The organism is Sandaracinus amylolyticus (assembly GCF_000737325.1).
Classification (GTDB): domain Bacteria; phylum Myxococcota_A; class Polyangia; order Polyangiales; family Sandaracinaceae; genus Sandaracinus; species Sandaracinus amylolyticus.
This window is the reverse complement of sequence record NZ_CP011125.1, coordinates 3,179,650-3,204,799: the sequence shown is the minus strand read 5'-3', so window position 1 is coordinate 3,204,799 and position 25,150 is coordinate 3,179,650. Positions and strand designations below refer to the sequence as shown.

Here is a 25,150-nt window from a genome sequence, read left to right as displayed (position 1 = left end):
TCAGCCGTTGAGGAGGTTCGTCGAGCCCGCCTCCATCGAGGTGGTCTCGGGCGCCGAGCCCTTCTTGCCGCCGCGCTTCGACGCCTTCTTCTTGGCGCCGCCCTTCTTGGCCGCCTTCTTCGCCGGCGCCTTCTTGGCAGCCGCCTTCTTCGCGCCGCCCTTCTTGGCCGCCTTCTTCGCCGGCGCCTTCTTGGCCGCCTTCTTCGCGGGGGCCTTCTTGGCAGCCTTCTTCGCGCCGCCCTTCTTCGCGGCCTTCTTCGCGCCGCCCTTCTTCGCAGCCTTCTTCGTCGCCATCAGTCGACCTCCTTGACGGCCCCGTGGAGTGCCCTCGGGGTCCTTGTCCGCGGTCTCACGACCACCGACTTGACGTACCGTATTGTCACGTCACTCAGTGTGTCAAGCCGAACTGCCACATAAATTATATCTAACTTAGTGATCACAGACCCCTCATTTCACGATCAGTTTCGCATATTCCTGAATTTCCTCGGTTTTTTCGCATGGTCACGCACACCCGCGGAACTCCACGGGAAGCCGCGACCAGCCCGATCGGGCAGATCGCGGCTCGGGGTTGCAGCCCCGGCGGACGCGGGGCTAAGGTCCGCCGCGCGGGTCGGCCGCCCGGTCTCGAGGACCCGCACCCAGGGCTTCCAACACCAGCGCCGCGGTGACGCGGCAGGCGAGGACGACATGCGGGCGAAGACGTGGGGAACAGTGGCCGTGATGGCCCTCGGCCTGGTGCTCGGCACCGTCGCGGGATGCGGCGGCCGCGACGAGCGAGACATCGCGCGGATCAACGAGCTCGAAGGCCAGCTGCGCAGCGCCGAAGAGCAGCGCACGCAGATGGAAACGCGCATCACCGAGCTCGAGGCGCTCAACGCGCAGCTCGTCTCGCGCCTCGAGGCGCTCGGACAGGACGTCGAGGGCCTGCAGAGCGAGCGCAGCTCGCTGCAGTCGAGCCTCACCGAGACGCAGCGCGCCCTCGAAGAGCTGCGTGAGCGCGAGCGCCAGCAGCAGGCGCGCCTGGCGACGTTCCGGCAGATGCTCGAGCGCTTCCGCGCGATGATCGACTCGGGCCGGCTGCGCGTGCGGATCTTCCGCAACCGCATGGTCGTCGAGCTGCCCGACAACGTGCTCTTCGACTCCGGCGAGGCCGAGCTGCGCGAGCAGGGCCAGCAGACGCTCGCGGAGGTCGCGTCGGTGCTGCGCACGATCGAGGGCCGGCAGTTCCAGGTCGCCGGTCACACCGACAACGTGCCGATCCGATCGCGCCGCTTCCCGTCGAACTGGGAGCTCTCGACGGCGCGCGCGGTGAGCGTCGCGCGCTTCCTCATCGAGCAGGGCATCTCGGGCGAGCGCATCAGCGCGGCGGGCTACGCGGACACGCAGCCGGTCGACAGCAACGACACCGACGAGGGCCGCGCGCACAACCGCCGCATCGAGATCCAGCTCGTGCCGAACATCGACGAGCTGCCCGATCTCTCGGCGCTCACCGGCGAGACCGGCGGCGGCGGAGGCGGCACCTGAGCGATCGCGTCTGCGCGATCGACGTCGGGACGAACACGCTGCTCGGGCTGATCGTCGAGCGCGCGGGGTCGCTCCGCGTGCTCGACGATCTCGGTCACATCACGCGGCTCGGGCGCGGCGTCGACGCGCAGGGACGTCTCGCCGACGACGCGATGGATCGCGCGATGGGCGCGATGCGCGAGGTCGTGGAGCGCGCGCGTGCGATCCACGGCGTGCGCACGATCGTCGCGGTGGGCACGAGCGCGATGCGCGACGCGACGAACCGCGACGTGCTGATCGCGCGCGCGCAGCGCGAGCTCGGCGTGACGATCGAGGTGATCGACGGCGCGCGCGAGGCGCAGCTCACGTTCTGCGGCGCCCTTCCGCGCGTGCCGGAAGGCGAGAGCACGATCGTCGACGTCGGCGGTGGGAGCACCGAGATCGCATCGGGGCGCGGCGGCCGGCTCGCGCGCTCCGTGAGCCTCGACGTCGGCAGCGTGCGCCTGTTCGAGCGACACCTCCGCGCCGATCCGCCGTCGCGCGCCCAGATCGACGCGCTGCTCGCCGACGTCGATCGCGCGATCGACGCGGGCGACGCGCGCTTCTCGGGCTCGCTGATCGCGCTCGCCGGGACGGCGTGCACGGTCGCCGCGGTGGCGCGCGGGATCGAGCCGTTCGACGCGGGCGCGGTGCACGGCACGAGCCTCTCGCGCGACGCGCTGCACGACGTGGCGATGCGCCTCGCGGCCATGCGGATCGACGAGCGACGCGCGACGCCGGGGGTGCCTCCGGGGCGCGAGGACGTCGTGGCGGCGGGCGCGCTGCTGCTCGATCGGATCGCGATCCGCGCAGAGGTCTCGTCGATCGAGATCTCGAACGGCGGCGTGCGCTGGGGCCTCGCGCTGGAGCACCTCGCGCCCGGCGCGGGCGGGTGCTAGGGTCGCGCGATTTTCGCCGGGAGAACGCGATGACGACCCGAATCGTCGGCGTGATCGGAGGCAGCGGCCTCTACGAGATGGATGGGCTCGTCGATCGCGGCGAGCACCGTGTCAGCACGACGTTCGGCGATCCGTCCGACGTCGTGATCGCGGGAACGTTGGGCGAGACGCGCTTGCTGTTCCTGCCGCGCCACGGGCGCGGTCACCGCATCCCGCCGCACCGCATCAACTACCGCGCGAACCTCCTCGCGCTGAAGCAGCTCGGCGCCGAGCAGGTGATCAGCATCAGCGCCGTCGGCTCGATGCAGGAAGACATCCACCCCGGCGACGTGGTGCTCGTCGATCAGTTCATCGATCGCACGCGCAGCCGCCCGACCACGTACTTCGACGACGACGGAGTGGTCGCGCACGTCGAGTTCGCGGATCCGATCGACGCAGCGCTGCAGGACGCGCTCTATCGCGCCGCGCTCGAGGTCGGCGTCCGCGCGCGCCGCGGCGGCACCTACGTGTGCATCGAGGGCCCGCAGTTCTCGACGCGCGCCGAGAGCGATCTCTATCGGAGCTGGGGCACGACCGTCATCGGGATGACGAACCTCCCCGAGGCGCGCCTCGCGCGCGAGGCCGAGCTTCCCTACGCGACCGTCGCGCTCGTGACGGACTACGACTGCTGGCGTCGCGAGGAGGCCGCGGTGAGCGTCGATGCAGTGCTCGCCGTGCTCAAGAAGAACGTCGGGACCGCGCAGGCGATGCTGCGCGCGGTCGCGTCGAAGATCCCGGATCCCGCGCAGAGCCCCGCGACGAACGCGATGCGGCACGCGCTGATCACCCCGCCCTCGCACATCTCGGCAGCGGCCAAGGAGAAGCTCGCGGCCCTCATCGGCCGTCATCTTTCGTAGGCCCGATCGGCTTCCCGTGTTCTTCGTGCGCGCCGCGCGCGTCCTCGCAGCAGGAGGATCGCCGCGGCGCGGACTCGTGTGTGCCCCGTTCGTTCTCATGAGGAGTGAGCCCATGTCGTCGATGCTCGTGGTCGGCTCGGTCGCGCAGGACACCATCCACAACCACCTCGGCACGCACGAGCGCGTGCTCGGCGGCTCGGCGACGTTCGCGGCGCTCGCGGCGTCGTACTTCACGCCGGTGAAGCTGGTCGGCGTCGTCGGACGCGACTTCCCCGACTCGGGCGTGCAGCTGCTCCGCGACAAGGGCGTCGACGTGCGCGGCCTCGAGGTCGTCGAGGGCAAGACGTTCTTCTGGGAGGGCCGCTACTCGGACGACCTCACGAGCCGCGAGTCGCTGAAGACCGAGCTCGGCGTGTTCGCGTCGTTCCAGCCGAAGATCCCGGCCGAGCACCGGAAGACGCCGTACGTGATGCTCGGCAACATCGATCCCGAGCTGCAGGTCGCGGTGCTCGATCAGATCGACGCGCCGAAGCTGGTGATCGCGGACACGATGAACTTCTGGATCTCGGGCAAGCCGCTCGAGCTCGCCAAGATGCTGAAGCGCGTCGACCTGCTCGTGATCAACGAGGAGGAAGCGCGCCAGCTCGCGGGCGTGCACAACATCCTCAAGGCGGCGCGCGCGCTGCTCGCGATGGGACCGCGCATCGTCGTCATCAAGCGCGGCGAGTACGGCGCGCTGCTCTTCGAGGGCGACAGCGTCTTCAGCGCGCCGGCGTACCCGTGCGAAGAAGTGCTCGACCCGACGGGCGCGGGAGACTCGTTCGCGGGCGGCCTGCTCGGCTTCCTGGCGAAGGAGGATCGCGTCGACGGCGCGACGCTGCGCCGCGCGGTGATCCACGGCTCGGTGATGGCGTCGTTCCTCGTCGAGGGGATCTCGGTCGAGCGCCTCGTGCGCGTGACGCCCGCGGAGATCGCGACGCGCTACGCGGCGTTCGCGCGGCTCGCGCACTTCGCGACGCCGGCCGAGATCGGCACGCTCTGATCGAACGCAGTGCTACGGAATCCGTAGCGCTACGGATTCCGTAGCGCGCGCCGACAAAAAACGTTGCGCGCGCCACGAACCGCGCAGACCGCCCCGCTTTGTGGTTAGGATGGCGCCTCGCGCGTGCGCGCGACCACGAGGAGATTGGGGATGTCGAAGGGGCGGATTGGCTTGGCGATGATCGCGCTCGCCGGAGCGCTGAGCGTGGGCTGCGGAGACGACGACGGGACGTCGGGGGGGATGGACGGCGGTGGTCAGGCGGACGCGGGCTGCACGCCCATGACACCGCCGATGCTGCCCACCGAGGATCCTCCGACGGACGTCACGTGCACGGCGCCCGACGGCGGCACGCCGGGCATGGGCCCGTGCTGCTACGTCGACTCGCAGTCGGACGCGCAGGACGCGCCCGAGCTGCGGCTGCGCTACCTCGAGATCAGCGCGCCCGAGGGCTCGCAGCTGACCGGGCCGGTGCTGCTCGGCGTGCTCAACGGCGCGCTCGAGAAGGGCACGTTCGCGTGGCTGATCCGCGTCGAGGGCGCGGACGGAGACGGTGAGGTCACGGTGCGCACGGGCTTCGGCGTGAAGGCCGACGACGGCACGTACGCGTTCCCGACGGGCGACGGCAGCGACCCGCTCGGCGTCGACGACGTGGAGCGCTACGGCCCCGCGGAGATCCCGGGCACGATCACGGGCGAGCGCGTCGTCACGGAGCGCCACACCGGCTCGGTCGTGGTGCCGGTGCTCAACGAGGCCGAGACCGACGTGCAGCTCGAGCTCGAGCTGCGGAACATCCAGGTGATCGAGGGCGAGCTCAACAGCGAGCGCAGCTGCGTCGGCTGGCAGCAGGGCCGCGGTCGCTTCCAGACCGGCGCGATCCTCGACGGCTTCATCGAGGTCGCGTCGGCGCGCGAGGGCATGGTCGTGAGCGGCCCCGTGATGACGACGGTCTGCGCGGCGATCGCGGGCCTGCTGACCCAGGCGGACTACTGCGAGGTGAACCCGCAGAGCGCGTGGATGACGCAGCCGGACTCGCTCTGCGACGCGAGCGGCTGCACCGCGAACGCGAGCTGCGAAGAGGACGTGTGCGATCGCGGCGGCGACAGCACGACGGGCCTGCCCGCGTGCAACGCGTGGCGTCTCGTCGCGCAGTTCGCGGCGCAGGGCATCGAGATCACGAACTGACGATCGCGTGAGCGCGCGATGGAGCCCGCCCGGGTCACCCGGGCGGGCTTCGTCGTTCCGTCGAGCAACGCGGCGCGAGCGAGAGCGATGGCGGCACGTGGCGAGTAGGCTCGCGGCGGGAGGGCTCGATGTCGAAGGTCGTGATCGGGTCGGGGCTGTGCGTGGCGATGGTGCTGGTCGCGTGCGAGCCGGACTACGCGTGCGGCGATTTCGTGTGGAGCGAGGACCAAGGGCGCTGCGTGTGCCCGATGGGCACGACGGCGACCGACGTGGGCACGTGCGTGCTGAGCGATGGCGGGATGATCTTCCCGCCCGGGTGGGACGGAGCGGCGCCCGAGGCGTGCCCGGATGGCCGCCCGATGCGTGAGCTCTTCGAGGACGGCGACGGCGATGGACGCGGACGCGCGGGCAGCATCGCGCTGCGATGCGAGGGCGTGCCGATCGGCGACGACTGCGACGACGCGTGCGCCGAGTGCCACCCGGGCGCGATCGAGATCTGCGATGGCCGCGACAACGACTGCGCGAGCGGCGCGGACGACACGTTCGCGTGCGTGCGCGGCGCCGCGACCGAGTGCGAGACGAGCTGCGGCTCGACGGGCGTCGCCGCGTGCGGAGCCGATTGCGCGCTGCCAGCGAGCGCGACGTGCACGCCTCCGGCGGAGGCGTGCGACGGAGACGACGACGACTGCGACGGCGTGGTCGACGAAGGTGTGCTGGCGTTCGGCGAGCCGGTGGACTGGATCGCGCTCGCGGGCAACCACTTCCACGTCGAGCCCCGAGCGGATGGGCTGGTCGCGGTGTGGGCCGACCATGCGGGCGTGCACGCGCGCCTTCTGGATGCTGCCGGCGCGCCTGCGGGCGTGACGGTCGACCTCGCGTCCACGCTCGACACTGATCAGCTCGACACCGACGTCCGCGGCGCGGTCTTGTACGTCGCGTACTCGCGCGGCACCGAGGTCTACCTGCTCTCGGCCGAGCTTCCATCGTTGGCCGTGACCGCCGGGCCCCGACGGATCGCCACCCTCGCGACCCCGACGCACGGCCTGCAAGTCGAGCACACGTACACGACGATGGTCTTTCACGACGCCGCATCGGGGAGCGGCGTCCGCATGCGTTCGGGCACGAACATCGCGACCGACGCCTTCAGCGAGCGGACAGCAATCGCTCTCAGCACGCTCGACTACGAGGTCGTGGTCCCCGCGACGTCGATCGACCGGACGTACGTCGTCTACTCGGGCCGCGCTTCGGAGGCCGAGGACTACGAGATCTACGTACAGCCCGTCACCTCGCTCGGCGCTGAAGGAACGGCGCATCGCATCACCGACAACGCGCTGCACGACGATCGTCCGGTGGTGGCCGACGAAGGCGATCGACTCGCGATCGCGTGGCTGCAGCGGGCAACGACGGGATCCGGCACGTCGTCGCTGGAGGTCCATTCGATCGTGCCGACTGCGAGCAGTCCGTGGCCGGCGGGCGACGAGGTGACGATCGGCACCGTCGACGCGTTCGCCACGCACGACATCGTGCCGCGTGCCGGAGGCTGGCTCGCGATCGTCGCGCAGAGGCTCTCGACGACGTACTCGTCGTCCGTCGCGCTCCATCCGATCTCTCGCGATGCACGCGTCGCCGGCGCACCGCTCGAGCTCGAGTCGACGACCGTGCGCTCGCTGGGCATCGGGCGAGCAACAGTCATCGGAACGACACCGTGGGTGCCTCTCGGGCACGCGACCGAAGGTCGCGAGCCCGGATTCGACGCGCGTCCGATCCGCTGTCCGTGAACGCTCGTCCGGGTGTCGACGCGCACGACGGCCGGCTCTGACACTCCGGCCGCCGTTGATTCGCGTTCAACGACCCGCTTATCCTCGCTCGACGGTGGAACCGCGTGTTGCGCAATGTGCGCGAGCGTCGGGGAGGATGTTCCATGAAACGCCTTGGCTCGCTTAGCCGACCGCTGTTCGCGGTCATGCTGATCTTCACGGTGTTCGCATGCGGCGGCGGTGGCTGCTCCGGGTGCGAAGGATGCGGCGTCGCGCCGATCCCGGGTGGATTCCCGCTCAGCCAGCGCATTCCGAACTCCGCGCAGGTGCGGCTCTCGGAGAGCGGGATCCAGTTCATCGAAGACAACATCATGAGCATCGTCGGAACGCTGCTCATGGGAGGCCTCGAGTTCGACGTCCCGCAGATGTCGGGCAGCCAGTCGATCGGCGTCGGGAACGTCTCGTACACGCTCTGCACCTCGAACGACTGCGTCGCGCGCGGTGAGATCCAGGACCTCGATCTCACGCCTCAGAACGGGTCGAACCGCCTCTCCGCGCTGATCCAGGTCATCCTCGACAGCCGCGATTCGGCAGGAAATCGCCGCGCGATCCCAGTCCGACTGCGCGGATCCGGCGTGCTCTTCTGGCTCGACACGACGTGCCAGGCCGACATCGACACGAGGAACGGATCGCGCCCGCACATCGGATTCGCGGCCGACATCGACTTCGTGGAGGAAACGCGAGCGCCTCGCACGGGGTACACGCGCGTCGCGGTCGCCAGCGCCAACTTCGCCAGCGGCCAGGACATCGAGGACGACGACATCGACATCGGTGGCTGTGACGGTCTCGACGGCGGGATCATCAACGGCGTCATCGGCCTCGTGAAGGGCCAGCTCCTCGGCGCGCTCACCGGTCAGATCACGCCCGTTCTCACCGACGCGATCGACTCGCAGCTCTGCACGCGCGCCGGCGAGACCGGATGCCCGACGCCCGGCTCGCGCCCCGACGGCGCGGGTCCCGACGCGGTGTGCGTGTTCGAGTCCGCGCCGGATCAGTGCGTGCCGATCCTCCTCGGCACCGACGGTCGCGGGGATCTCGGCGCGGCGTTCCTCGGTGGGTTCTCGCCCGGAACCCACGCGCCCGGTCAGTTCGTGCTCGGTGCAGGCGGCGAAGGCGAAGCCGTCAACAACGGCATGTCGCTCTTCATGGTGGGCGGGTTCATGTCGATGGATCCGACGTTCACCACGTCGCCCGGACACAACCCGTGCGTGCCCGTCGTCGACCCGCCCTGCGTGCCCGGTGGCACGGGCGCGGACGGCTGCAGCATCGCGCGCGCCGAGGCGTTCCGCGGCAACGTGATCCCCGGCACCTCGACGCCGGCGCACGTCGGCATCGGCATCGCCGAGGACTTCCTCGACTACGCGGGCTACGGGATGTTCGACAGCGGCATGCTGTGCATCGGTGCGGGCACGCGCCTCAGCCAGCAGCTCTCGACCGGTCTCGTGTCGGGCCTCGTGCCCTCGCTCAACACGCTCACGTTCCCCGAGCGCGGCTCGCCCCTGACGCTCGCGATCCGCCCGCAGCTGCCGCCCGACTTCACGATCGGGACGAACGCGGGCGCGCCGCTGCTCACCGTGTTCCTCGAGCAGGTGCAGATCGACTGGTACGTGTGGAGCACCGAGCGCTACGTGCGCTTCATGACGTACCAGACGGATCTCACCATCGAGATCAATCTGGACGTCGAAGCGGGCGAGATCGTGCCGCGCATCGAGGGCGTCACCGCGACCAACTCGATGGTCTTCAACAACGAGCTGATCACCGAGCCGCCGGACAACGTCGCGCGCGCGGTCGAGAACGTGCTCGGCACGTTCGCGGGCATGCTCGGCGGCTCGATCGATCCGATCGCGCTCCCCGACATCATGGGCTTCGAGCTCGACGTGCCGGCGGAAGGCATTCGCGGCGTGGCCGACGGCGGTGAGTCGTTCCTCGGCATCTTCGCGAACCTGCGGCTCGCGGGCTCCGCGATCGTGTCGCCGGTCGAGACGAGCCTCGAGGTGTCGGACCTCGAGCTCGATCACGAGAGCATGGCGCTCGAGACGTGGGCCCAGGGCGACGGCAACAGCGTGTGGCTCCACTTCGGCGCGGAAGGCGCGCCGGGCGCCGAGTACGAGTACAGCTATCGCATCGACGGCATGACGTGGTCGCGGTGGACGAGCGATCCGCGCGTCCGCATCGACGACGACGTGCTGCTGCTCCAGGCGCGCCACGTGATCGAGGCGCGCGCTCGCATCCGCGGCGAGGGCGACTCGGTCGACCGCAGCCCGGCGCGCACCGAGCTCATCGTCGACGTCCTGCCGCCCGAGGTGCAGGTGTCGAGCGAGGGCACGGGCTTCGTCGTGCACGCGAGCGACCTCATCAGCGCGGAGGAGCAGCTCGAGTACCGCTTCCGCGTGCGCGACGGTGAGTGGAGCGCGTGGCAGTCGTCGCCGCGCTACGAGCCCGACTCGCTGCTGGTCGACGGCGGCATGCTCGGCATCGAGGTGCGTGACGAAGCGGGCAACGTGAGCTCCGCGACGTTCCCGCTCATCCGCGGCATTCCGAACCCGGTCGGCGGCGGCTGTGACTGCGGCGTCGCGGTCGGCGGCACCGACCGCAACGCGCCGCTCGCGCTCGTCGGCTCGCTGCTGCTGCTCGGCGCGATGGTGGTGCGCCGCCGTCGCGCGCTCGATGGCGCGAAGCTGCGTCGCGTCCTGACGATCGGGATGCTGATGCTCCCGCTCGTGCTCGGCGCGCAGGGCTGCGAGTGCGGCGACGGCGGTGGCGGCGCGCCCTGCGGTGACATGTGCATCGCGGCCGCGCCGCCGGGCCTCACCGCGGGTCAGATCTGCTGCGAAGAGACCAACATGTGCGCGAGCTACGACGTCGACGCGCTCTGCGATCCCGGGTTCACGTGCCCGATCGCGAACCTCGTCGTCGGCACGGGCTGCGAGGTCACGTGCAGCGAGTGCATGCGCAAGCCGCCGCTCCAGCAGGGCATGATCGGCACCGATCTCGATCTCGTCGTGAGCGAGAGCGGCGAGCAGTACGTCAGCGCGTACAGCGCGGGCGTGCCGACGAACCAGCGCTACGGCGATCTCGTGCTCGGCACGATCTCGACGAGCGGTGACGTCGAGTGGGAGATCGTCGACGGCGCCCCCGACCGCCCGGTCACCAACGATCCCGACGCTTGGCGCGAAGGCGTGAGCGCGCCCGGCGACGACGTCGGTCGCTGGACGTCGATCGCCGACTCCGGGTCGAGCCTCTACATCGCGTACTACGACGCGACGAACGGCGCGCTGAAGCTCGCGATCGGATCGCCCGGCGCGTGGGAGACCCACACCGTCGACGACACCGGCGACGCGGGTCGTTACGCGTCGCTCGTGCTGCTCGAGGGCGGCGCGCCGGCCGTCGCGTACCTCCGCGTCGAGGAGAACGCAGCGGGCTCGGGCCAGCCGCGCAGCACCGTGCGCGTCGCCGTCGCGAGCGACGCGAACCCGACGAGCGAGACGAGCTGGACGATCACCGAGGTCGCGGGCGCGGACGTCTTCTGCCGCCCCGACTTCTGCGGCACCGGCCAGGTCTGCCTCGAGAACGGCTCGTGCGTGGTCCCGACGAGCGACTGCGCGGAGGACTGCGGCGACAACCAGTGCTTCATGGGCACCTGCCAGGCCGCGCTGCCCGCGAACTACGTCGAGGATCTGCCGCCCGCGTACGGCCTCTACACCGCGCTCGCGCGCACGCCCTCGGGCGGGCTCGTGGTCGCGTGGTACGACCGCGGCCAGGGCAACCTCTACGCGTCGGAGCTGGCGAGCGTCGGCGGCACGTGGGGCGCGCCGATCCTCGTCGACGGCTACGCGCGCGGCGACGACTCGAGCTCGGGCGACAGCGGCATCGGCACGTCGATCTTCGTCGACGCGGCGGGCACCGTGCACGTCGCGTACGTCGACGGTGCCGAGGAAGCGCTGCGCTACGTCTCGATCGCGGGCGGCGTGCCCTCGGTGCCGCAGACGATCGACACCGGCACGAGCGACGGCACCACGCCGCACACCGACGGGCGCCACATCGTCGGCGACGACTCGTCGATCGTCGTGACCGACGGTGGCGAGATCCGCGTCACGTACCAGGACGCGACGGTGCAGCACCTCATGCTCGCGCGTCGCGCCGCGGGCGGCGGGGAGTGGACGATCTCGGTGCTCGACGACGAGAACCACACTGGGTTCTGGGCGGAGCAGGTCCTGATCGGCACCACGTCGTACGTCGCGACGTGGTGGCGCCAGGAGTCGCGCGCCGCGTCGGAGCAGGGCGTGCGCGTGCTGACCGTCGAGTGATCACGACGCACTGACGGAACGAAGAAGCGGCGAGCGCCCTCGAGAGAGGCGCTCGCCGCTTCGCGTTTCCGTCTGCGCTCCGGTCAGAGACTGTCCGCGTGCGCCGCACGCTCCCGTGCGGGCCTCGCGCAGGCGAGCACTCCAGCTGGGCTCAGGCCGCGGTGCGCGACGAGACGCCCGAGACCGGCTCGAGCTCGCCGTCGACCACACCACGACGCGCGTCGCCGACCGCCGAGATCAACGTCTCACGGCTCACGAGCCCCGCATCGAGCAGCGCCCGCATGTAGCCATCCGCGTAGCCGTGCGCGCGAGAGAGCTTCGCGTACGCACTGCCCTCGAAGCGCGCGCGCGTGACGTCCGCCACCAACGCACGAACGCGATCCAGGAGATCCTTCTCGCTCATCGCCGACCACCTCGTGCGGCGATGCATGCACGATACGGCGAGCGCCGGTCAAAAAACGCGCGAACGCGAGCGCACGCGCGCGATCTCGGGCTCCCAGCGCGCGAGCCGCGCCTTCATCACGCGCACCGCGTCGCGGCTCGAGTCGATCAGGACGAACCCGCGATCGTGCTTCGCCGCCGCTTCGCCCGTCGTCCCGCTCCCCGCGAAGAAGTCGAGCACGACGTCGCCCGGCGCGCTGTGCACGCGCACGATGCGCTCGAGGATCGCGAGCGGCTTCTGCGTGGGATAGCCCGTCTTCTCGCGTCCGTTGGTCGGCACGATCGTGTTCCACCACACGTCGGTCGGCGTCTTGCCGCGCGCGGCCTTCTCGGGACCGACGAGCTTCGGCGCCATGTACGGCACGCGATCGATCGCGTCGTGATCGAACACGTAGCGCTTCGGGTCGCGCGCGTACCAGAGCAGCACGTCGTGCTTCGCGGGCCAGCGCTTCTTGGTGCGCGCGCCGTAGTCGTAGGCCCACACGATCTCGTTCACGAACGACGCGCGTCCCAGCAATCCGTCGAGCGCGACCTTCACGTAGTGCGACTCGCGCGGATCGACGTGCACGAAGATCGATCCATCCTCGCTGAGACAGCGAAGCGATGCCTCCACGCGCGACATCAGCCACGGCACGTACTCGTCGCCGCGCTTGTCGTCGTAGCGCGCGACCTCGTCGAGCTTCTCGACGCGATACCGCGCGCCCTGGAAGCCGATGCGCTCGCCTTCTTCGTCGCGCGTCACGCGCAGCCGTCGGCGCGACTGCACGCGCCCGGTGTTGAACGGCGGATCGATGTACACGAGGCGCGCGCACGCATCGGGCAGCGTCGCGAGCGCGGCGAGGCTCTCGCCGTGCACGATGCGCCGCAGCGCCGCTTTCTTGCTCGCGATCCGACGCTTGCCGAGACTGCCCGCCATGCTCTGGAACGACCCCCAGCAGACCCGTTCGATCGTCGACTACGCCGAGGCCGAGCCGCGACGCGAGGTGCCCGATCGCCGCGCCGACGAGCGTCGCGCGACGCTCGGCGATCGACGCGTGTCGGCCCAGCGCACGCTCGAGTCCGTGCGCCGGATCTGACCTCGCGAAAAGTGAGTCCGGCTCACTTCGCTTCGTCTTCGGGCGACGCGCCCTCGCTCTTCGTCGCGCGCTTGCGCGCTGCCTTCTTCTTCGGCTTCGCCTCGTCGGCCGCGTCCTCCGCTTCGCTCGGAGGCGCGGCCGACGTCGTCTCGGGCTCTTCGCTCTTCGCGGCGCTCTTCTTCTTCGCCGTCTTCGGGGCCGGCGCGCTCGCTTCTTCGACGGGCGGCGTCTCCGCCGCGACCGTGGGCACGCCCTTCCGCTGCTCGACGACTTCGTTCCAGCCCTTCTTCACGTTCTCGACGAGCCACGCGACCACGTGCGCGTCCGCGCCCTCGGCGTTCGATGCCGTGCGCAGCGTCGTCTGCAGGGGCTCCTTCCGGCCCGGCGAGTAGTCGGTCGCGAACACCACGAACGGCGGGTGCGATCCCTCGTGCTCCTTGTGGGTGCGCACCACCACGATCTTCCGCACCGCGACCGCGCCCTTCGCGTCCTTCGTGAACACCGCGCGACGCACGACCTCGGCGCTCGCGCGCCGCGTCGCCTTCACGACCTCTTCCGCGACGTCGTCGAGGTACGCGGTGATCTGCGTCATCCCGACGCTGCCGACGTCGACGGTCTTGTCGGTGCGCTCGCGCAGGAGCACCGGATGGAGCGGCACTGCGGTGCGCGTCTCACCGATCGCGCGCCAGCCGCTCGACGGATCCCACCCGAGCGACATGCGTCGGATCGGAACGTCCCATCCGTCGCTCGAGAGGAAGTCGGAGACGCGCACCTCGACGACGATCTCGGGCCGCACGAAGCGACACAGCGTGCCTTCGCGGTTCGCGAGGCGGAACGAGCTCTTCGCCTCGATCGCGCTGAGCTTCGCGTGCCACTTCACGCGATCGTCCTCGGACAGGCCGGTGCCCACCGACCCGACGAGCTGGAAGCTCCCGTCCTCGCGCACCAGGCCGACCTGCAGCTCGCGCACCTGCTTCACGTTGCCGGTGATGCGCTCGCCGAACGCGAGCACGACGAGATCCACCGTGCTCGTCGGCTTGATCTTGTAGGTGAGGCCGCGATCGCTGCGCGCGACGACGCCCTCGAAGCGATCCGCGAGCACCCAGTCGCGATAGCGCTGCGCGACGACGTTCGGCTCGCCGCGCTGCGTGTGCACGACGGTGCAGCGCGCGCCCGCGTCCTCGCCGAGCAGCGAGAGCAAGCGCGTGTGCCGCGCCTCGTAGTTGCGCGAGAGCGCGTCCGCGCCGTCCTCCTCGACGAGATCGAACGCGTGGAACGAGAGCGCGCCTTCGAGCTTCGTGTCCGAGAGCGCAGTGTTCACGTGGTGCGATCGCGGCCGCTCGCTGCCGGACGCGCCGACGAGCTCGCCGGCGATCACGATCTGCGAGACCCCCTCGAGCTTCTTCGCGACCCCGCTCAGCACCGAGATGCCGTGCAGCACGCGCCCGTTGTACGCGACGAGCGCGACGTCGCCCTCGCGCTTCACGAGGAACCAGAGCTCTCCGTCGAGCTTGGGCGAGATGAAGAGCTGCTCACCGCTCGGCAGCGCGCGATCGACGATGTCGGGCTCGACCACGCGATAGCGCTTCGCGACCTGGCGCTTGTAGCGCTTGAGCCGCGAGAGGAGATCCTGATCGAGCAGCGCGCCGACGCCGGCCTTGCGCCCGCTCCCGTAGGGCTCGCTCACCGCGGCCCACGACTTCCACGCCTCGGCGCTCATGCGCCCTCCTTCGGCAGCGCGACGTCCTTCGCGGGCGCGGCGACGCGCTTGATCTCGAGGTTCGAGAGGTGGAGCACGAGCTTGTAGCGCTCGCCCTCGACGCGTCCTTCGAGGAACCCGCGGAACGGCGTGCCGTTCGTCTGGAAGATCAGCGGGAGCGCGGCCTTCGGTCCCGCGCCGACCACGAGCAGCTTCTGCTCGCGATCGAGGTGCGCCGCGATGTCGTGGAGGAAGTCGAAGGTGAGGCCGTTCACGTGGCGCAGCTGCACCTTCCGCACGAGCGCGAAGCGGCGCACCACCTGATCGGCGGGCATCAGTCGCCCCGACCACAGGATCGGCGGCTGCTCCTCGCCGACCGTCGCCTCGACGTCGACGAAGTCCGCGCGCGACTTCTCGGCGCCGTCGGGCGCGCTCACGATCTGCAGCACACGCGCGGCGTAGAGCACGTTGCCCTCGGGCCCGACCCACACGCGCGTCGCATTGCCGAGCCGGCGACCGACCTGCTCGAGATCGATCTCGGGATCGCCCTCGACCAGCGCCTTGGACAGCGCCTCGGGCGAGCCCACCTGCTTCACGAGCGCGTCGAAGCTCGTCTTCTCGGTGCTCTTGATCAGGCGCTCGAGCTTGAGCGGCGCGCCGTGGCCCTTGCTCACCCAGCGCACGCGCTCGCCGCGAGCGGGCGACACGAGCTCGATCTGCGCGTCGCGCTTCTTCGCATCTGCGATCGAAATCAGCCTCGGCATCGCCCTTCCCTCACATCATCGAGAAGTCGAGATCGTCCGAGAGCTCGTCGCTCTCTTCGCCCGAGGGCTCGATCGCGAGCGGGAGCGCCTCGCGCTCGAGCATCTCGAACCCCGTCGGCTGCGCCACCATCGCGAAGTAGCCCTCGTCGTTCTTCAGCACGAAGAGCACGTCCTGATCGAAGCCGTCGCGGTAGCAGAACGGCACCTCGACGATCCCGCCCTTCGCGAGCACGTCCTCGAGCTTCGGCGAGATCGCCTCGGCATCGAGCTGGTAGATCGCGCTCGTGACGTGATCGAGCACGCGCTTGGGGTCGACCACGCTCGCGTCCTGCGCGACACCGAGCGTCGACGGATGCAGCTCGAGCGCCTGTCCGGCTTCGTCCACCGGGAGGCGTCCGTCCTGCTCGACCGCGTCCCAGCGCTCGTCGATCCACACGTGCGCGGTGCCACCCGTGGGCACGAGCGCGGTCCCGTCGGCCGTCAGGTACGCCTGCGCGCACGCGCGGTTCTGCTCGTCGACGACGACCCGCTGCTTGCGCCCGTAGAGCTTGTCGCGCTCGACCTTCGCGAACGCGAAGGCGCTCTCTTCGTCCCCGAGACGCAACACGATCGAACGCGCCATGATCGCTCCTCGTCCCGCCCCGCAGGCGGGGACCGGCATCCTATCGCGATACGCTCGCGGCGGCGCGCATGCTCCGTCCGTGCGCGACGAGCGCGTCGAGCAGGAGGCGCATCGCGCTCGTGACGTGCGCGTCGGCGCGGCGCACCACCGCGATCGAGTCTTCGTAGGCCGGAAGCGCATCGTCGAGCGCGACCAGGCGTCCTTCGGCGACGCGATGGCTCGCGACGCGACGCGGCAGCACGCCGACGCCCGTGCCGTCGAGGATGAGGCTCTTCACGAGCTCCATGCTCGAGCACGGCAGCGGGCGCGACGCGCGCACATCGCGCTTCTCGAGCGCGACGAGCAGCCACTGCACCTGCTTCAGCGCCGGCACGTACAGGAGCGGGTGCGAGCGCAGCAGCGCGAGCGGCTCACGACGCGCGGTGCGACGCAGCGCCGACGTCACCACGAGCTCGACGCGATCCTCGAAGAGCGTCTGCACGACGTGCTCGGGATGCGGCTCGGGGTTCACGACGATGCCCACGTCGACGACACGATCGAGCACCGCGCGCTGCACGTCGCGCGAGTTGCCGTTCCACAGCGCGAGCTCGATCCCCGGATGACGCGCGAGGAACGGCGCCATGAGGCCGGGCAGGAAGTACGCGCCGAGGCTCTCGTGGCACCCGACCGTGAAGCGCCCGCGGGGCTCCTTCTCGAGCCCTTCGATCTCGGTGCGCGCATCGGCGAGCGAGCGCATCACCTGTCGCGCGTGGCGCAGCAGCGCGTCACCGCTCGACGTGGTGCGCACGCCGCGGCTCGTGCGCACGAACAGCGTCGTGCCGAGCTCCTCCTCGAGCTTGCGCAGCGCGACGGTGAGCGAGGGCTGGCTGATGCGGAGCGCGCGGGACGCGGCAGTGAGGCTCCCGAGCTCCGCGATGCACACGAAGTAGCGCAGCGCGGCCGGCGTCAGCGCGTCGGGCGACATAGACGCATTCTATGACGCCGGCGGACGCGATAGGACGCGATCAGTTCGTCAGCTGCGGCGTGTCGTCGGCGCGGGAGCCGAAGATCGCATCCCAGTTCGCGCGATACGCGGAGCTCGCGACCTGCGCGGGGCCGCTCTTCGGCGCGTAGTGGGTCTCGACGTCGAAGAGCGGCGTGCCCGCGCGCTGCCTGAGCGACACGAGCTCGCCCTGGATCGGCTGACCCTCGCGCACCGGATGGATCGCGCCGGCCTCGATGCGATCCTCGCGCTTGCGCAGCACGCGCCAGCCGCGACCGTCGTCCGTCGGAGAGTGCACGAGGACGACATCCTCGCGGCGCGGAGCCTCGGGCTTCGGAGCCGCGGTCTTCTTCTCGTCGCGCGAGTCCATCGAGCGCGATTCTAGGGCGACGTCGCGGCACCGCAACGTCGCCCTACCCGCGGCTCAGGTGACGTCCTGGCAGCTCGCGTCGCAGGTCGCGGTGCTCGGCGGCTCGCACTCTTCCTGCGGGGCGTCGACGGTTCCGTCGCCGCACGTCGGACCGGTGGCGGCCGCGTCCTGGCAGGTCGCGTCGCACACGGTGCAGGTCGCCGTGCCGTACGCGCAGCGCTCCGTCGTGGTGTTCCCGTCGTCGCAGTCTTCCTGCGGCGCGTCGGTGTCGCCGTCGCCGCAGCGCGGCGCGGTCGTGCGCTCGATCTCGTGCTCGCACGTCGCGTCGCAGATCATGCACGGCGGCGTCGAGCCGTACGGGCACTCGGCCTCGGTGACGGTGTTGCCGTCGTCGCAGGCCTCGGTGCCCTCTTCGGTCCCGTTGCCGCAGGTCATCGCGACGGCCGCGTCGCTCCCCGCGTCGTCCATCGCCGCGTCGCTCCCGGCGTCGTCCATCGCCGCATCGTCCATCGCCGCGTCGGTGCCCGCGTCGTCGCCGCCCGCGTCGCTCCCGGCGTCCATGCCGCCACCGCCCGCGTCGGCCGCGCCGGCGTCGACACCGGCATCGCCTTCCACGATCCGACTGCGATCGAAGTCGACGATCAGCTGGCATCCCTGCAGCGCGAGGCCGACCAGCAGCGCCGCGATGATGCGCGCCCGCGCGTTCACTCCAAGCATCCTCTCGATCCTCCGCACAAGAGAAGCAGGTCAGAACTCGATGCGCGCCGCCGCGCCGCCCGACGTCGGCGAGGCCCACGGGGCGAGCGTGAAGCGCGGTCCCTCGTCGCGACGCGCCGTCTCCGGCGGCGTCTCGCTCTCGGGCTGCGGGCGATCGACCGCGTAGAGCACGATCGCCGTCACGCCCGCCGCGATCGCGACGCCGAACGACAGATCCGCGATCAGCGCGAAGGTCTCGCCGCGATCGGCCGCGTCAGCGGTGGGCATCGCGTCGAAGTCGCTCTGCTCCGAGAGCGCGAGGAACCCGAAGATCGTGCCGGTCACGAGCCCCACGCCCGCGATCGCCGTGGTGACCCACACCCCCGCGCTCGGGCCGGTGTCCGCCGGCGGCGGAGGCTCGGCAGCGCCCTCGGCCTCGCCCTCGGCGGTCGCTTCCTCGACGCCGCCCTCGCCGAACGCATCGCCCTCGCCCTGCAGGCCTTCGCCTTCCGCGCTCGCCTCGACGAGCGTGAGCGCGAGCTCGTTCATGCCGCCCGCCGCGACGTTCACGGTCTCCGTGATCGGCTGGTACCCCGCGAGCGTGAGCGTGATCGTGTGCTCACCCGCGGGCACCTCGAGGTCGGCCGGCGCCGTGCGTCCGGTGTCGGTCCCGTCGAGCGCGATCGCCGCGCCGGCAGGCGTGCAGACGACGCGGATCGTGCCCGTCGCGGCCGGCGCGGCGGGCTCCTGCGAGGCGGTCACGCCGTTCGGATCCATCGCCGCGATGCGCTGCTCGATCGTGGCGCGATCCGGTGCGTCGGGTCGCTCGCGCAGGTAGCGACGCAGCGTGCGCGCGGCATCGAGCGGCTGCCCGAGGCCCTCCTGCGCCGACGCGACACCGAGGAGCACGACCGGGTTCGGCACCTCTCGGTACGCGCCCTCGAACGCCGCCTGCGCTTCCGCGAAACGTCCCGCCTCGAAGTGCGCCTGGCCCTCTCCGTAGAGCTCACGCGCGCGCTGGCGCTGCTCCGCGGTGGGCGCCGCCGCTTGCTGGGCCGACGCGAGGCCCGGGGCCATCAGCGCCGGAGCGAGCCCGACGGCGATCGCGAGGAGAGCTGGAAGGAAGCTGCAGAGTCGAGACATTCGTGCGTTTTCCTTGGAACCGTCGGGGCTCAACGTAGGCGAGAGCCCGTTCGGTGGTCAATCGAGCCACCCGTGTCGCGCGCGCAGCGCTCTGCGCGCTGCGTGCCTCGTTCGTGCGACGCGCGCGTGAACGTCGCGTGAACGAAGTCGTCGGGCAAGCCGATCACGGCGCGGAGAGGTCGACGTCGAGCGTGAAGCGCCCCTGGTTGCCCGTCGCGTACCCGTCGACGAACACGAAGTAGTTCCCGGGGTCGAGCACTACCTCGATCATCGAGTGGCGGTTGTCGCCCGCGTCGTCGTTGCACGCGACCTCGGTGTTCGCGTCGATGCAGTCGCTGCGCACGTAGATCGCGCCGTCGAAGTCGGTCTGCTCCGAGCTGATGCGCACGCGCTGCCGGCGGCGCAGCTGCAGGCGGTAGACGAGGTCGGGGCTCTGCGCGTTCCCGGCGCACGTCGCCTGGAAGCGATCGGTGCTGCCCGTCGTGTCGCCGGTGATCTGGCGACCCGGGCGGATCTGCGGCGCCGAGCGGCACGACTGATCGAGCGCGCCGAGATCGTCGAGCTGCAGCGAGATCTGCGCGCTGCCGAACGCATCCGCGTTCTGCCCGTCGACGACGAGGAAGTACGTGCCCGGCTGCACGGTCTGATCGATCGGCGCCCCCGCGCTCCCGTCGACGCAGAAGAGCTCGCTGGTCTGCGTGCCGCACGCGCTCTGCAGGTAGACGACGGGCGCGAACTCCTGATCGAGGAAGCGCGCGCGGATCCGCGTGCGCGACCGGACGTCGAGGCGGTACACGACGTCGGGCGCGCCCTGGCCGCCGCAGCTGCCCGCGAGATCGTCGGCCGCGGTGAACGTGTCGGCGATCAGGTCCTGCCCCGCGACGTGCGCGCCCGGCGACGCGCAGGTGTCGCTCGCGGCGCCGGTGCCGGTGGCAGGCGCGAGCTCCGCCATGAGCGAGTAGTCGCCCGTCGCGCCGGTCGCGTAGCCGTCCGCGAAGACGTAGTAGCGACCGGGATCGACGGTCGCGGTGATCAGCGAGTGGCGCGTGTCGCGGAAGTCGTCGTTGCACGCGATCTCGGTGCTCGCGTCGGCGCAGTCGCGGCGCACGTGGAGCGCACCGTCGTACGTGCTCTGCATGCGGACGCGCATGCGCGAGCGCTGCGCGACGTCGATCGCGTAGACCTGATCGCCCGAGCGCGTCTGGCCCGCGCACGTGCCCTGGAAGTAGTCGGCGCGCGCCGCGGTCGTGCCCGCGACCGGCTGGCCCGGCGAGAGCGTCGTCGCGCCGCCGCACATCTCCGCGACCGACTGCATCGCGGTCGTCGTCAGGGTCACCTCGTACTCGCCCGCCGCGGTGCCGAAGCCGTCGACGACGAGGAAGTAGAGGCCCGGCTCGAGCGTCGCGCCGATCTCCGAGCGCGACGTGCTCGGCGCATCGTCGTTGCACGCGATCTCGCTGCGCGACTCGCCACACGCGCCGAGGAGGTAGAGCGAGCCGTCGAACACCGAGTTCATCACGGCGCTCACCATCGAGCGCTGATCGAGCGTGAACGAGTAGACGTGCTCGGGCGCGTTGCCGCCGCCGAGGCACGTGCCGGTGATCACCGAGTCGCCGCTCGTCGTGTCGCCGCGCGCCGCGGTGCCGGCGGTGATCGGGTACGGCTCCTCGCACGTGCCGGGGCCTCCGTGCGGCGGGCGCGAGACGATCGCGCCGGGCTCTTCGCCGCCCGGGAAGTCGCCCGCGGGACGCGCGCCGCCCGACCACGCGCTCGCGATCCACGTCCCGCTGCCGCGCACCATCCGCACGACGACCTCGAACTCGCCTGCGTAAGGAGGGCACACCTGCGCCGCGGCCTGCGGGTCCTGCGTGCGATCGCGACCGAGCTCGTTGCCCGACGCGTCGCGCACGACGACGTCGAGATCGCGCACCCCTTCCTGCGCGAGCGCGACGACCGTGTAGCAATCGCCCGCGCGCATCGGCATGCGGATGGTCGTCTCGGCGCCTTCGGAGAGCGAGCCCTGGCTGATCTCGCCGCTCTGCACGAGGCCCATCGCGGCCATCGTGTTGTGCACGGTGACGAAGCGCGGATCGATCTGCGTCGAGCCTCCACCGCAGCTCGCGATCGCGAGGATGGTCGAGATCTGCGCGGTGAGCCGAGCGATTGGTGTCCCCGCGCGCGAGCGTGCCTTCATGGCCCCTCCGTGATGAGGCCGACCGTACCACGCCGCGCGCGGAGGGCCCGCGCCGCGCGCTCAGCGCGGGGGCTCGCGACGTCCCTTGCTCGCCTCGGCGGGCGCGCCGCAGTGCGGGCAGTTGAGCAGCTCCATCGGGAAGGGCCCGCTGCAGTACGCGCAGAAGACGCGCCCGGCGATGCTGTTCGGGTCGATCAGCTTGAGCTCGGGGTAGTTCTGCTCGAGCTCCGAGGTGCTCATCCGATCGTTCTCGGCGGCGGGCGACCAGATCACCTCGAGCGCGACCATCTGGTTCGGGAGGATCGCGCCGCGATCACTGAGCGCGTTCCGGATCTGGCTCGCGTCGGGGACCATGAAGCCCTGCACCGGACGGCGCGTCGCGAGGATGATCGTGACGACGACGGTGCCCTGGCCCTCGTGCGCGTGGGCCGTCATCTCGGGGCCCTGCTGCTGCTGCATCCCGCCCTGATGGCCGCGCACGAGCTCGTGCTGGAAGCGCGAGCGCGCGTCGTTCGCCCACTGCTGGAACGCGCCCTGGGCCTGCTGGGGCTGCATGCCGCCGCCGTCCTTCGTCGCGGCGTAGAGCCAGCTCATCTCGTGTCGTCGCAGCGCGAGCACGGACTCGGACAGCAGCTGCGCGAGGCCGCTCGGGCTGCGCGTGTCGCCGGTCTGCGCGAGGCGCATCAGGTGCTGCTGCAGCTGCGCGCGAGCGCGCCAGTCGAGGCCCAGCTGGATCTGCGAGAGGTACATCGCGTTCGGGCCCGAGTAGCCGCCCGCTCCACCGCCCGGCATGCCCATCGGCATGAACGGCGCGCCGCCACCCCCGCCACCGGCGGCGCGACGACGCTGGTTGACGATCGCGATCGTGATGAACAGGCCGAGGAACATCAGCAGGCAGCACGCGCCCCCGCAGCCCATGCCGCCGCCACCGCCACCGTAGCTGCCGCCGTACCCACCGCCGCCGTAGCTCCCGCCGTACCCGCCACCGCCGTAGCTGCCGCCGCCGTAGCTGCCGCCCCCGCCGCCGCCCCAGTCGGAGCCACCACCACCACCGCCGCTGCCGCCGCCGCCGCCGCCGCTCCAGTCGCCGCCGCCGAAGCTGCCACCGGTGCCCTGCGCGTCGACGCGCGCGGGACCGGCGATCGCGATCACGAGCGCGAAGAGCAGCGTGAGCAGGAACGAGCGCAGCGCGGATCGCGAAGGCGACATGCGCGGAAGTATCGCCGCGCACCCATCACCGTCGCAACCCGCGCTGCGGGAGCAGCTCGGTCCGCTCGCGGCACGGCGCCCGCACGGAAGCGTGCAGAGCGCCCGAACCGAACGGCCCCGAGCGGGCGAGCCGATTGGACGCTCAGTCGATCGACTCGAGGTCCGCGCCGCCGGCGTAGCCGTAGCTCACGTACGCGTCGAAGCCCGACACGATCAGGCTCACTTCCTCGGTCGCGCGCAGCGTGTGGTAGCCGTCGTTCTGCACGCCGTCCTCGACCTCGACGTTCGGCGGGCCGATCACGTCGGGGTACGAGAGCTGGCAGCGGTAGACGAACCACTCCGGCGGCGGGTCGTCCATCATCCGCTCGATGCCGTCGGCGGCCGCGGCCTCGCACTCGAACTCGGTGAGCGGTCGCTCGTCGAGAAGGATCTGCGCGGTCGCAGGCGCGACGATCGTCACGAAGTCGAACGCGTACAGATCGGGCGTCAGGAACACGTAGTCGCGCCGGTACTGATCGACCGGAGGCACGCCGACGATCGACGGGTCGCCGCCCGGATAGCGCGAGTCGATGCCGATCGACTCCTGGCTCGACTGCACCTGCAGCACCGCGATCGCCTGCGACGAACGGATCTCGAAGTCGTGCGTCGTCTCGATCACGAGGCTCTCGTTCTCCGCGAGCTCGTACGAGAGGAAGCCGCCGAAGCCGTCGTCCAGCGTCGTGTCGATCGTGGTGACGCCCTCCGCGACGGCGACGATGCGCACCGACTCCGGCTCGGCGAAGTCACCGACCGAGCTGCCGTCGATCAGCGCCGCGCTCAGCGCGCGCGAGCGGCGCGGCGTGAGCCCGATGAAGAAGTGCCGGCCCAGCGCGTCGTCCGCGAAGAGCTGCTCCTCGACGTGATCGCCGCAGCACTGGCGGTTCAGCAGCGTCTCGTAGCGCGGCGCGTCGCTCGCTTCGGTCCCGACGAAGACCGCGACCGGACGCTCGGGGCTCGCGACGATGCGCGTGCCCGTGAAGTCCGCGTTGAAGCCCTGGGTCTCGAGGTTCACGACGTCGAACTCGCCGAGGTCGAGCTCGATGACGTCGCCCGCGACGTAGTTGTCGTCTTCGCCGAGCCCGACGACGTTGCGCACCTGGGGCCCGAGCGTGATCTCGACGTGCGTGTCCGGCTGCGTGCCGACGATCGTCAAGAACGCGCGGAGATCCTCGTCGGTGCGGCTCGGATCGAAGTCCTCGTCGGGGTTCGTCGAGTCCGCGATCGTCTGCGGCCAGCCGACGACCGTGTAGCGCTCGCCGATGCCCGACGTGGGCAGCAGGAGCGACGCGTCGTTCGAGAAGACGCCGACGTTGTCGAGCGGGTTGAACTGGTACGCGACGATCGGGAGCGACGAGCGCACGCGGTACGCGTGCGCGGTGAGCGCCGAGTGCGTCCCGTCGTTCATCCCGTTCGTGCCGGGCGCGTTGCGGCAGCGGCAGTCGGTCGCACCGGGAGTGCCCACGGGATCGCCGCCCGAGCACCAGCACGCCTCGATCGCCGACTGACACTCCGTGTCGGCCGCGCAGGGCACCATCGAGCTCGATCCGTCGAGCTCGCGGCGCGGCAGCTCGAACACCTCGAGATCACCCGGCAGCACACGCTGCTCCGCCACGATCACGGGGACGGTCGCGCCGCCGAACGCGCCGGTGTCGATCTCCACGATCACGTCCGCCGCGTAGTTCCCCGGGTTCGACACGACGACCGCGTACTGCTGCGCCGACGCGTCGCGACCGGCGCCGAGCGACGCGTTGTCGAGATCGGTCGCGTAGAACTCGCACCCGAGATAGCTGCGGCGCGTGAGCGCGAGCTCGCAGAGGTTGCGGCACGAGCCGAGGTCGCAGACCTCGCCGTTGTCGATGTCGCACTCGTCGACGAGGTCCCACCCGCTGCCGTCGTCGCGGCACACGACCGCGTTGCCCTGCTCGTCGCAGCCGCCGCTGTTCGGGCGGCACGTCACGCACCAGAGGCCGTCCGCGCAGGTCTTTCCCTGCTCGGCGCAGTCCTCGATGACCGGGCGGAGGAACTCGCCGTCGGCCTCGCACGAGTAGTGGACGTCACCGAGGCACGCCTCGGACGTCTCGGACAAGCAGACGAAGCCGCCGTCGATGATCGGGTTGTTGCCCCCGTCGGGGCGATCGGGGTCGCTCCTGCCCTGGGTGCACGAGCACAACGAGGCGATGGCGACCGCCGCGCACGCGGCGGTCAGCGAACGGACGAACACCATGTCGTT

The 25,150-nt window shown here is 70.9% G+C and carries 21 protein-coding genes; 8 read left to right on the top strand and 13 right to left on the bottom strand.

Annotated elements, in window-relative coordinates; translation table 11 throughout:
- On the bottom strand, positions 1-294 hold the full coding sequence (locus DB32_RS13440) for a hypothetical protein (RefSeq protein ID WP_157069015.1): 294 nt from the start codon (positions 292-294) through the stop codon (positions 1-3).
- Between the two features lie 426 nt (positions 295-720).
- Between DB32_RS13440 and DB32_RS13435 the strand changes: the two genes are divergently transcribed.
- The 7 genes from DB32_RS13435 to DB32_RS13405 all read left to right on the top strand — a co-directional run bounded on the left by DB32_RS13435 (position 721) and on the right by DB32_RS13405 (position 11,685).
- The gene (locus tag DB32_RS13435; RefSeq protein WP_169791436.1) at positions 721-1,524 is read left to right on the top strand and encodes an OmpA/MotB family protein; all 804 of its coding nucleotides are present in this window, start codon (positions 721-723) and stop codon (positions 1,522-1,524) included.
- A complete protein-coding gene (locus DB32_RS13430) occupies positions 1,521-2,441 on the top strand; it encodes a Ppx/GppA phosphatase family protein (RefSeq protein WP_075097516.1) in 921 nt (306 codons plus the stop codon). The genes DB32_RS13435 and DB32_RS13430 overlap by 4 nt, the downstream gene beginning before the upstream one ends.
- A 29-nt stretch (positions 2,442-2,470) precedes the next feature.
- Entirely contained in the window at positions 2,471-3,337 is an 867-nt protein-coding gene (mtnP, locus tag DB32_RS13425; RefSeq protein ID WP_053232861.1) for an S-methyl-5'-thioadenosine phosphorylase, read from the top strand.
- A gap of 112 nt (positions 3,338-3,449) precedes the next feature.
- A complete protein-coding gene (locus DB32_RS13420; RefSeq protein WP_053232860.1) occupies positions 3,450-4,379 on the top strand; it encodes a PfkB family carbohydrate kinase in 930 nt (309 codons plus the stop codon).
- 150 nt (positions 4,380-4,529) lie between these two features.
- Positions 4,530-5,561 (top strand): hypothetical protein, encoded by a 1,032-nt coding sequence (locus tag DB32_RS13415; protein WP_157069014.1) that lies wholly within the window; start codon positions 4,530-4,532, stop codon positions 5,559-5,561.
- Positions 5,562-5,689: 128 nt separating this feature from the next.
- On the top strand, positions 5,690-7,339 hold the full coding sequence (locus DB32_RS13410; protein ID WP_053232858.1) for a putative metal-binding motif-containing protein: 1,650 nt from the start codon (positions 5,690-5,692) through the stop codon (positions 7,337-7,339).
- A 185-nt stretch (positions 7,340-7,524) separates the two neighbouring features.
- Positions 7,525-11,685: a hypothetical protein gene (locus DB32_RS13405; protein WP_053232857.1), complete on the top strand. Its 4,161-nt coding sequence runs from the start codon at positions 7,525-7,527 to the stop codon at positions 11,683-11,685.
- Positions 11,686-11,836: 151 nt separating this feature from the next.
- On the opposite strand, the gene DB32_RS13400 is transcribed toward DB32_RS13405, so the two are convergent.
- Positions 11,837-12,088 carry a hypothetical protein gene (locus tag DB32_RS13400; RefSeq protein ID WP_157069013.1) on the bottom strand — a complete coding sequence of 84 codons (252 nt, stop codon included), beginning with the start codon at positions 12,086-12,088 and terminating at the stop codon, positions 11,837-11,839.
- A gap of 48 nt (positions 12,089-12,136) precedes the next feature.
- On the bottom strand, positions 12,137-13,042 hold the full coding sequence (locus tag DB32_RS13395; RefSeq protein WP_205627050.1) for a DNA-methyltransferase: 906 nt from the start codon (positions 13,040-13,042) through the stop codon (positions 12,137-12,139).
- On the opposite strand from DB32_RS13395, the gene DB32_RS46680 reads away from it, so the two are divergent.
- Positions 13,041-13,202, top strand: coding sequence for a hypothetical protein (locus tag DB32_RS46680; RefSeq protein ID WP_157069012.1), 162 nt, complete (start codon positions 13,041-13,043; stop codon positions 13,200-13,202). The genes DB32_RS13395 and DB32_RS46680 overlap by 2 nt on opposite strands.
- Before the next feature lie 22 nt (positions 13,203-13,224).
- On the opposite strand, the gene DB32_RS13390 is transcribed toward DB32_RS46680, so the two are convergent.
- The 10 genes from DB32_RS13390 to DB32_RS13345 all read right to left on the bottom strand — a co-directional run bounded on the left by DB32_RS13390 (position 13,225) and on the right by DB32_RS13345 (position 25,144).
- Complete coding sequence (locus tag DB32_RS13390; RefSeq protein ID WP_053232855.1) at positions 13,225-14,922, bottom strand: ATP dependent DNA ligase; 1,698 nt, start codon at positions 14,920-14,922, stop codon at positions 13,225-13,227.
- Positions 14,919-15,665 carry a hypothetical protein gene (locus tag DB32_RS13385; protein ID WP_053232854.1) on the bottom strand — a complete coding sequence of 249 codons (747 nt, stop codon included), beginning with the start codon at positions 15,663-15,665 and terminating at the stop codon, positions 14,919-14,921. Before DB32_RS13385 ends, DB32_RS13390 begins: the two co-directional genes overlap by 4 nt.
- Before the next feature lie 10 nt (positions 15,666-15,675).
- Positions 15,676-16,287, bottom strand: coding sequence for a hypothetical protein (locus DB32_RS13380; protein WP_053232853.1), 612 nt, complete (start codon positions 16,285-16,287; stop codon positions 15,676-15,678).
- Between the two features lie 40 nt (positions 16,288-16,327).
- The gene (locus DB32_RS13375) at positions 16,328-17,251 is read right to left on the bottom strand and encodes a LysR family transcriptional regulator (protein ID WP_053232852.1); all 924 of its coding nucleotides are present in this window, start codon (positions 17,249-17,251) and stop codon (positions 16,328-16,330) included.
- A gap of 40 nt (positions 17,252-17,291) precedes the next feature.
- On the bottom strand, positions 17,292-17,639 hold the full coding sequence (locus DB32_RS13370; RefSeq protein ID WP_053232851.1) for a hypothetical protein: 348 nt from the start codon (positions 17,637-17,639) through the stop codon (positions 17,292-17,294).
- Positions 17,640-17,693: 54 nt separating this feature from the next.
- Complete coding sequence (locus DB32_RS13365) at positions 17,694-18,356, bottom strand: hypothetical protein (RefSeq protein ID WP_157069011.1); 663 nt, start codon at positions 18,354-18,356, stop codon at positions 17,694-17,696.
- Positions 18,357-18,386: 30 nt separating this feature from the next.
- Positions 18,387-19,478 (bottom strand): PEGA domain-containing protein, encoded by a 1,092-nt coding sequence (locus DB32_RS13360; protein ID WP_083457359.1) that lies wholly within the window; start codon positions 19,476-19,478, stop codon positions 18,387-18,389.
- A 163-nt stretch (positions 19,479-19,641) separates the two neighbouring features.
- Positions 19,642-21,672, bottom strand: coding sequence for a hypothetical protein (locus DB32_RS13355; protein WP_053232848.1), 2,031 nt, complete (start codon positions 21,670-21,672; stop codon positions 19,642-19,644).
- A gap of 60 nt (positions 21,673-21,732) precedes the next feature.
- Positions 21,733-22,881, bottom strand: a complete 1,149-nt coding sequence (locus tag DB32_RS49950; protein WP_053232847.1) for a DUF1517 domain-containing protein — start codon at positions 22,879-22,881, stop codon at positions 21,733-21,735.
- Between the two features lie 142 nt (positions 22,882-23,023).
- The gene (locus DB32_RS13345; RefSeq protein ID WP_053232846.1) at positions 23,024-25,144 is read right to left on the bottom strand and encodes an IgGFc-binding protein; all 2,121 of its coding nucleotides are present in this window, start codon (positions 25,142-25,144) and stop codon (positions 23,024-23,026) included.
- Between the last annotated feature and the right edge of the window lie 6 nt (positions 25,145-25,150).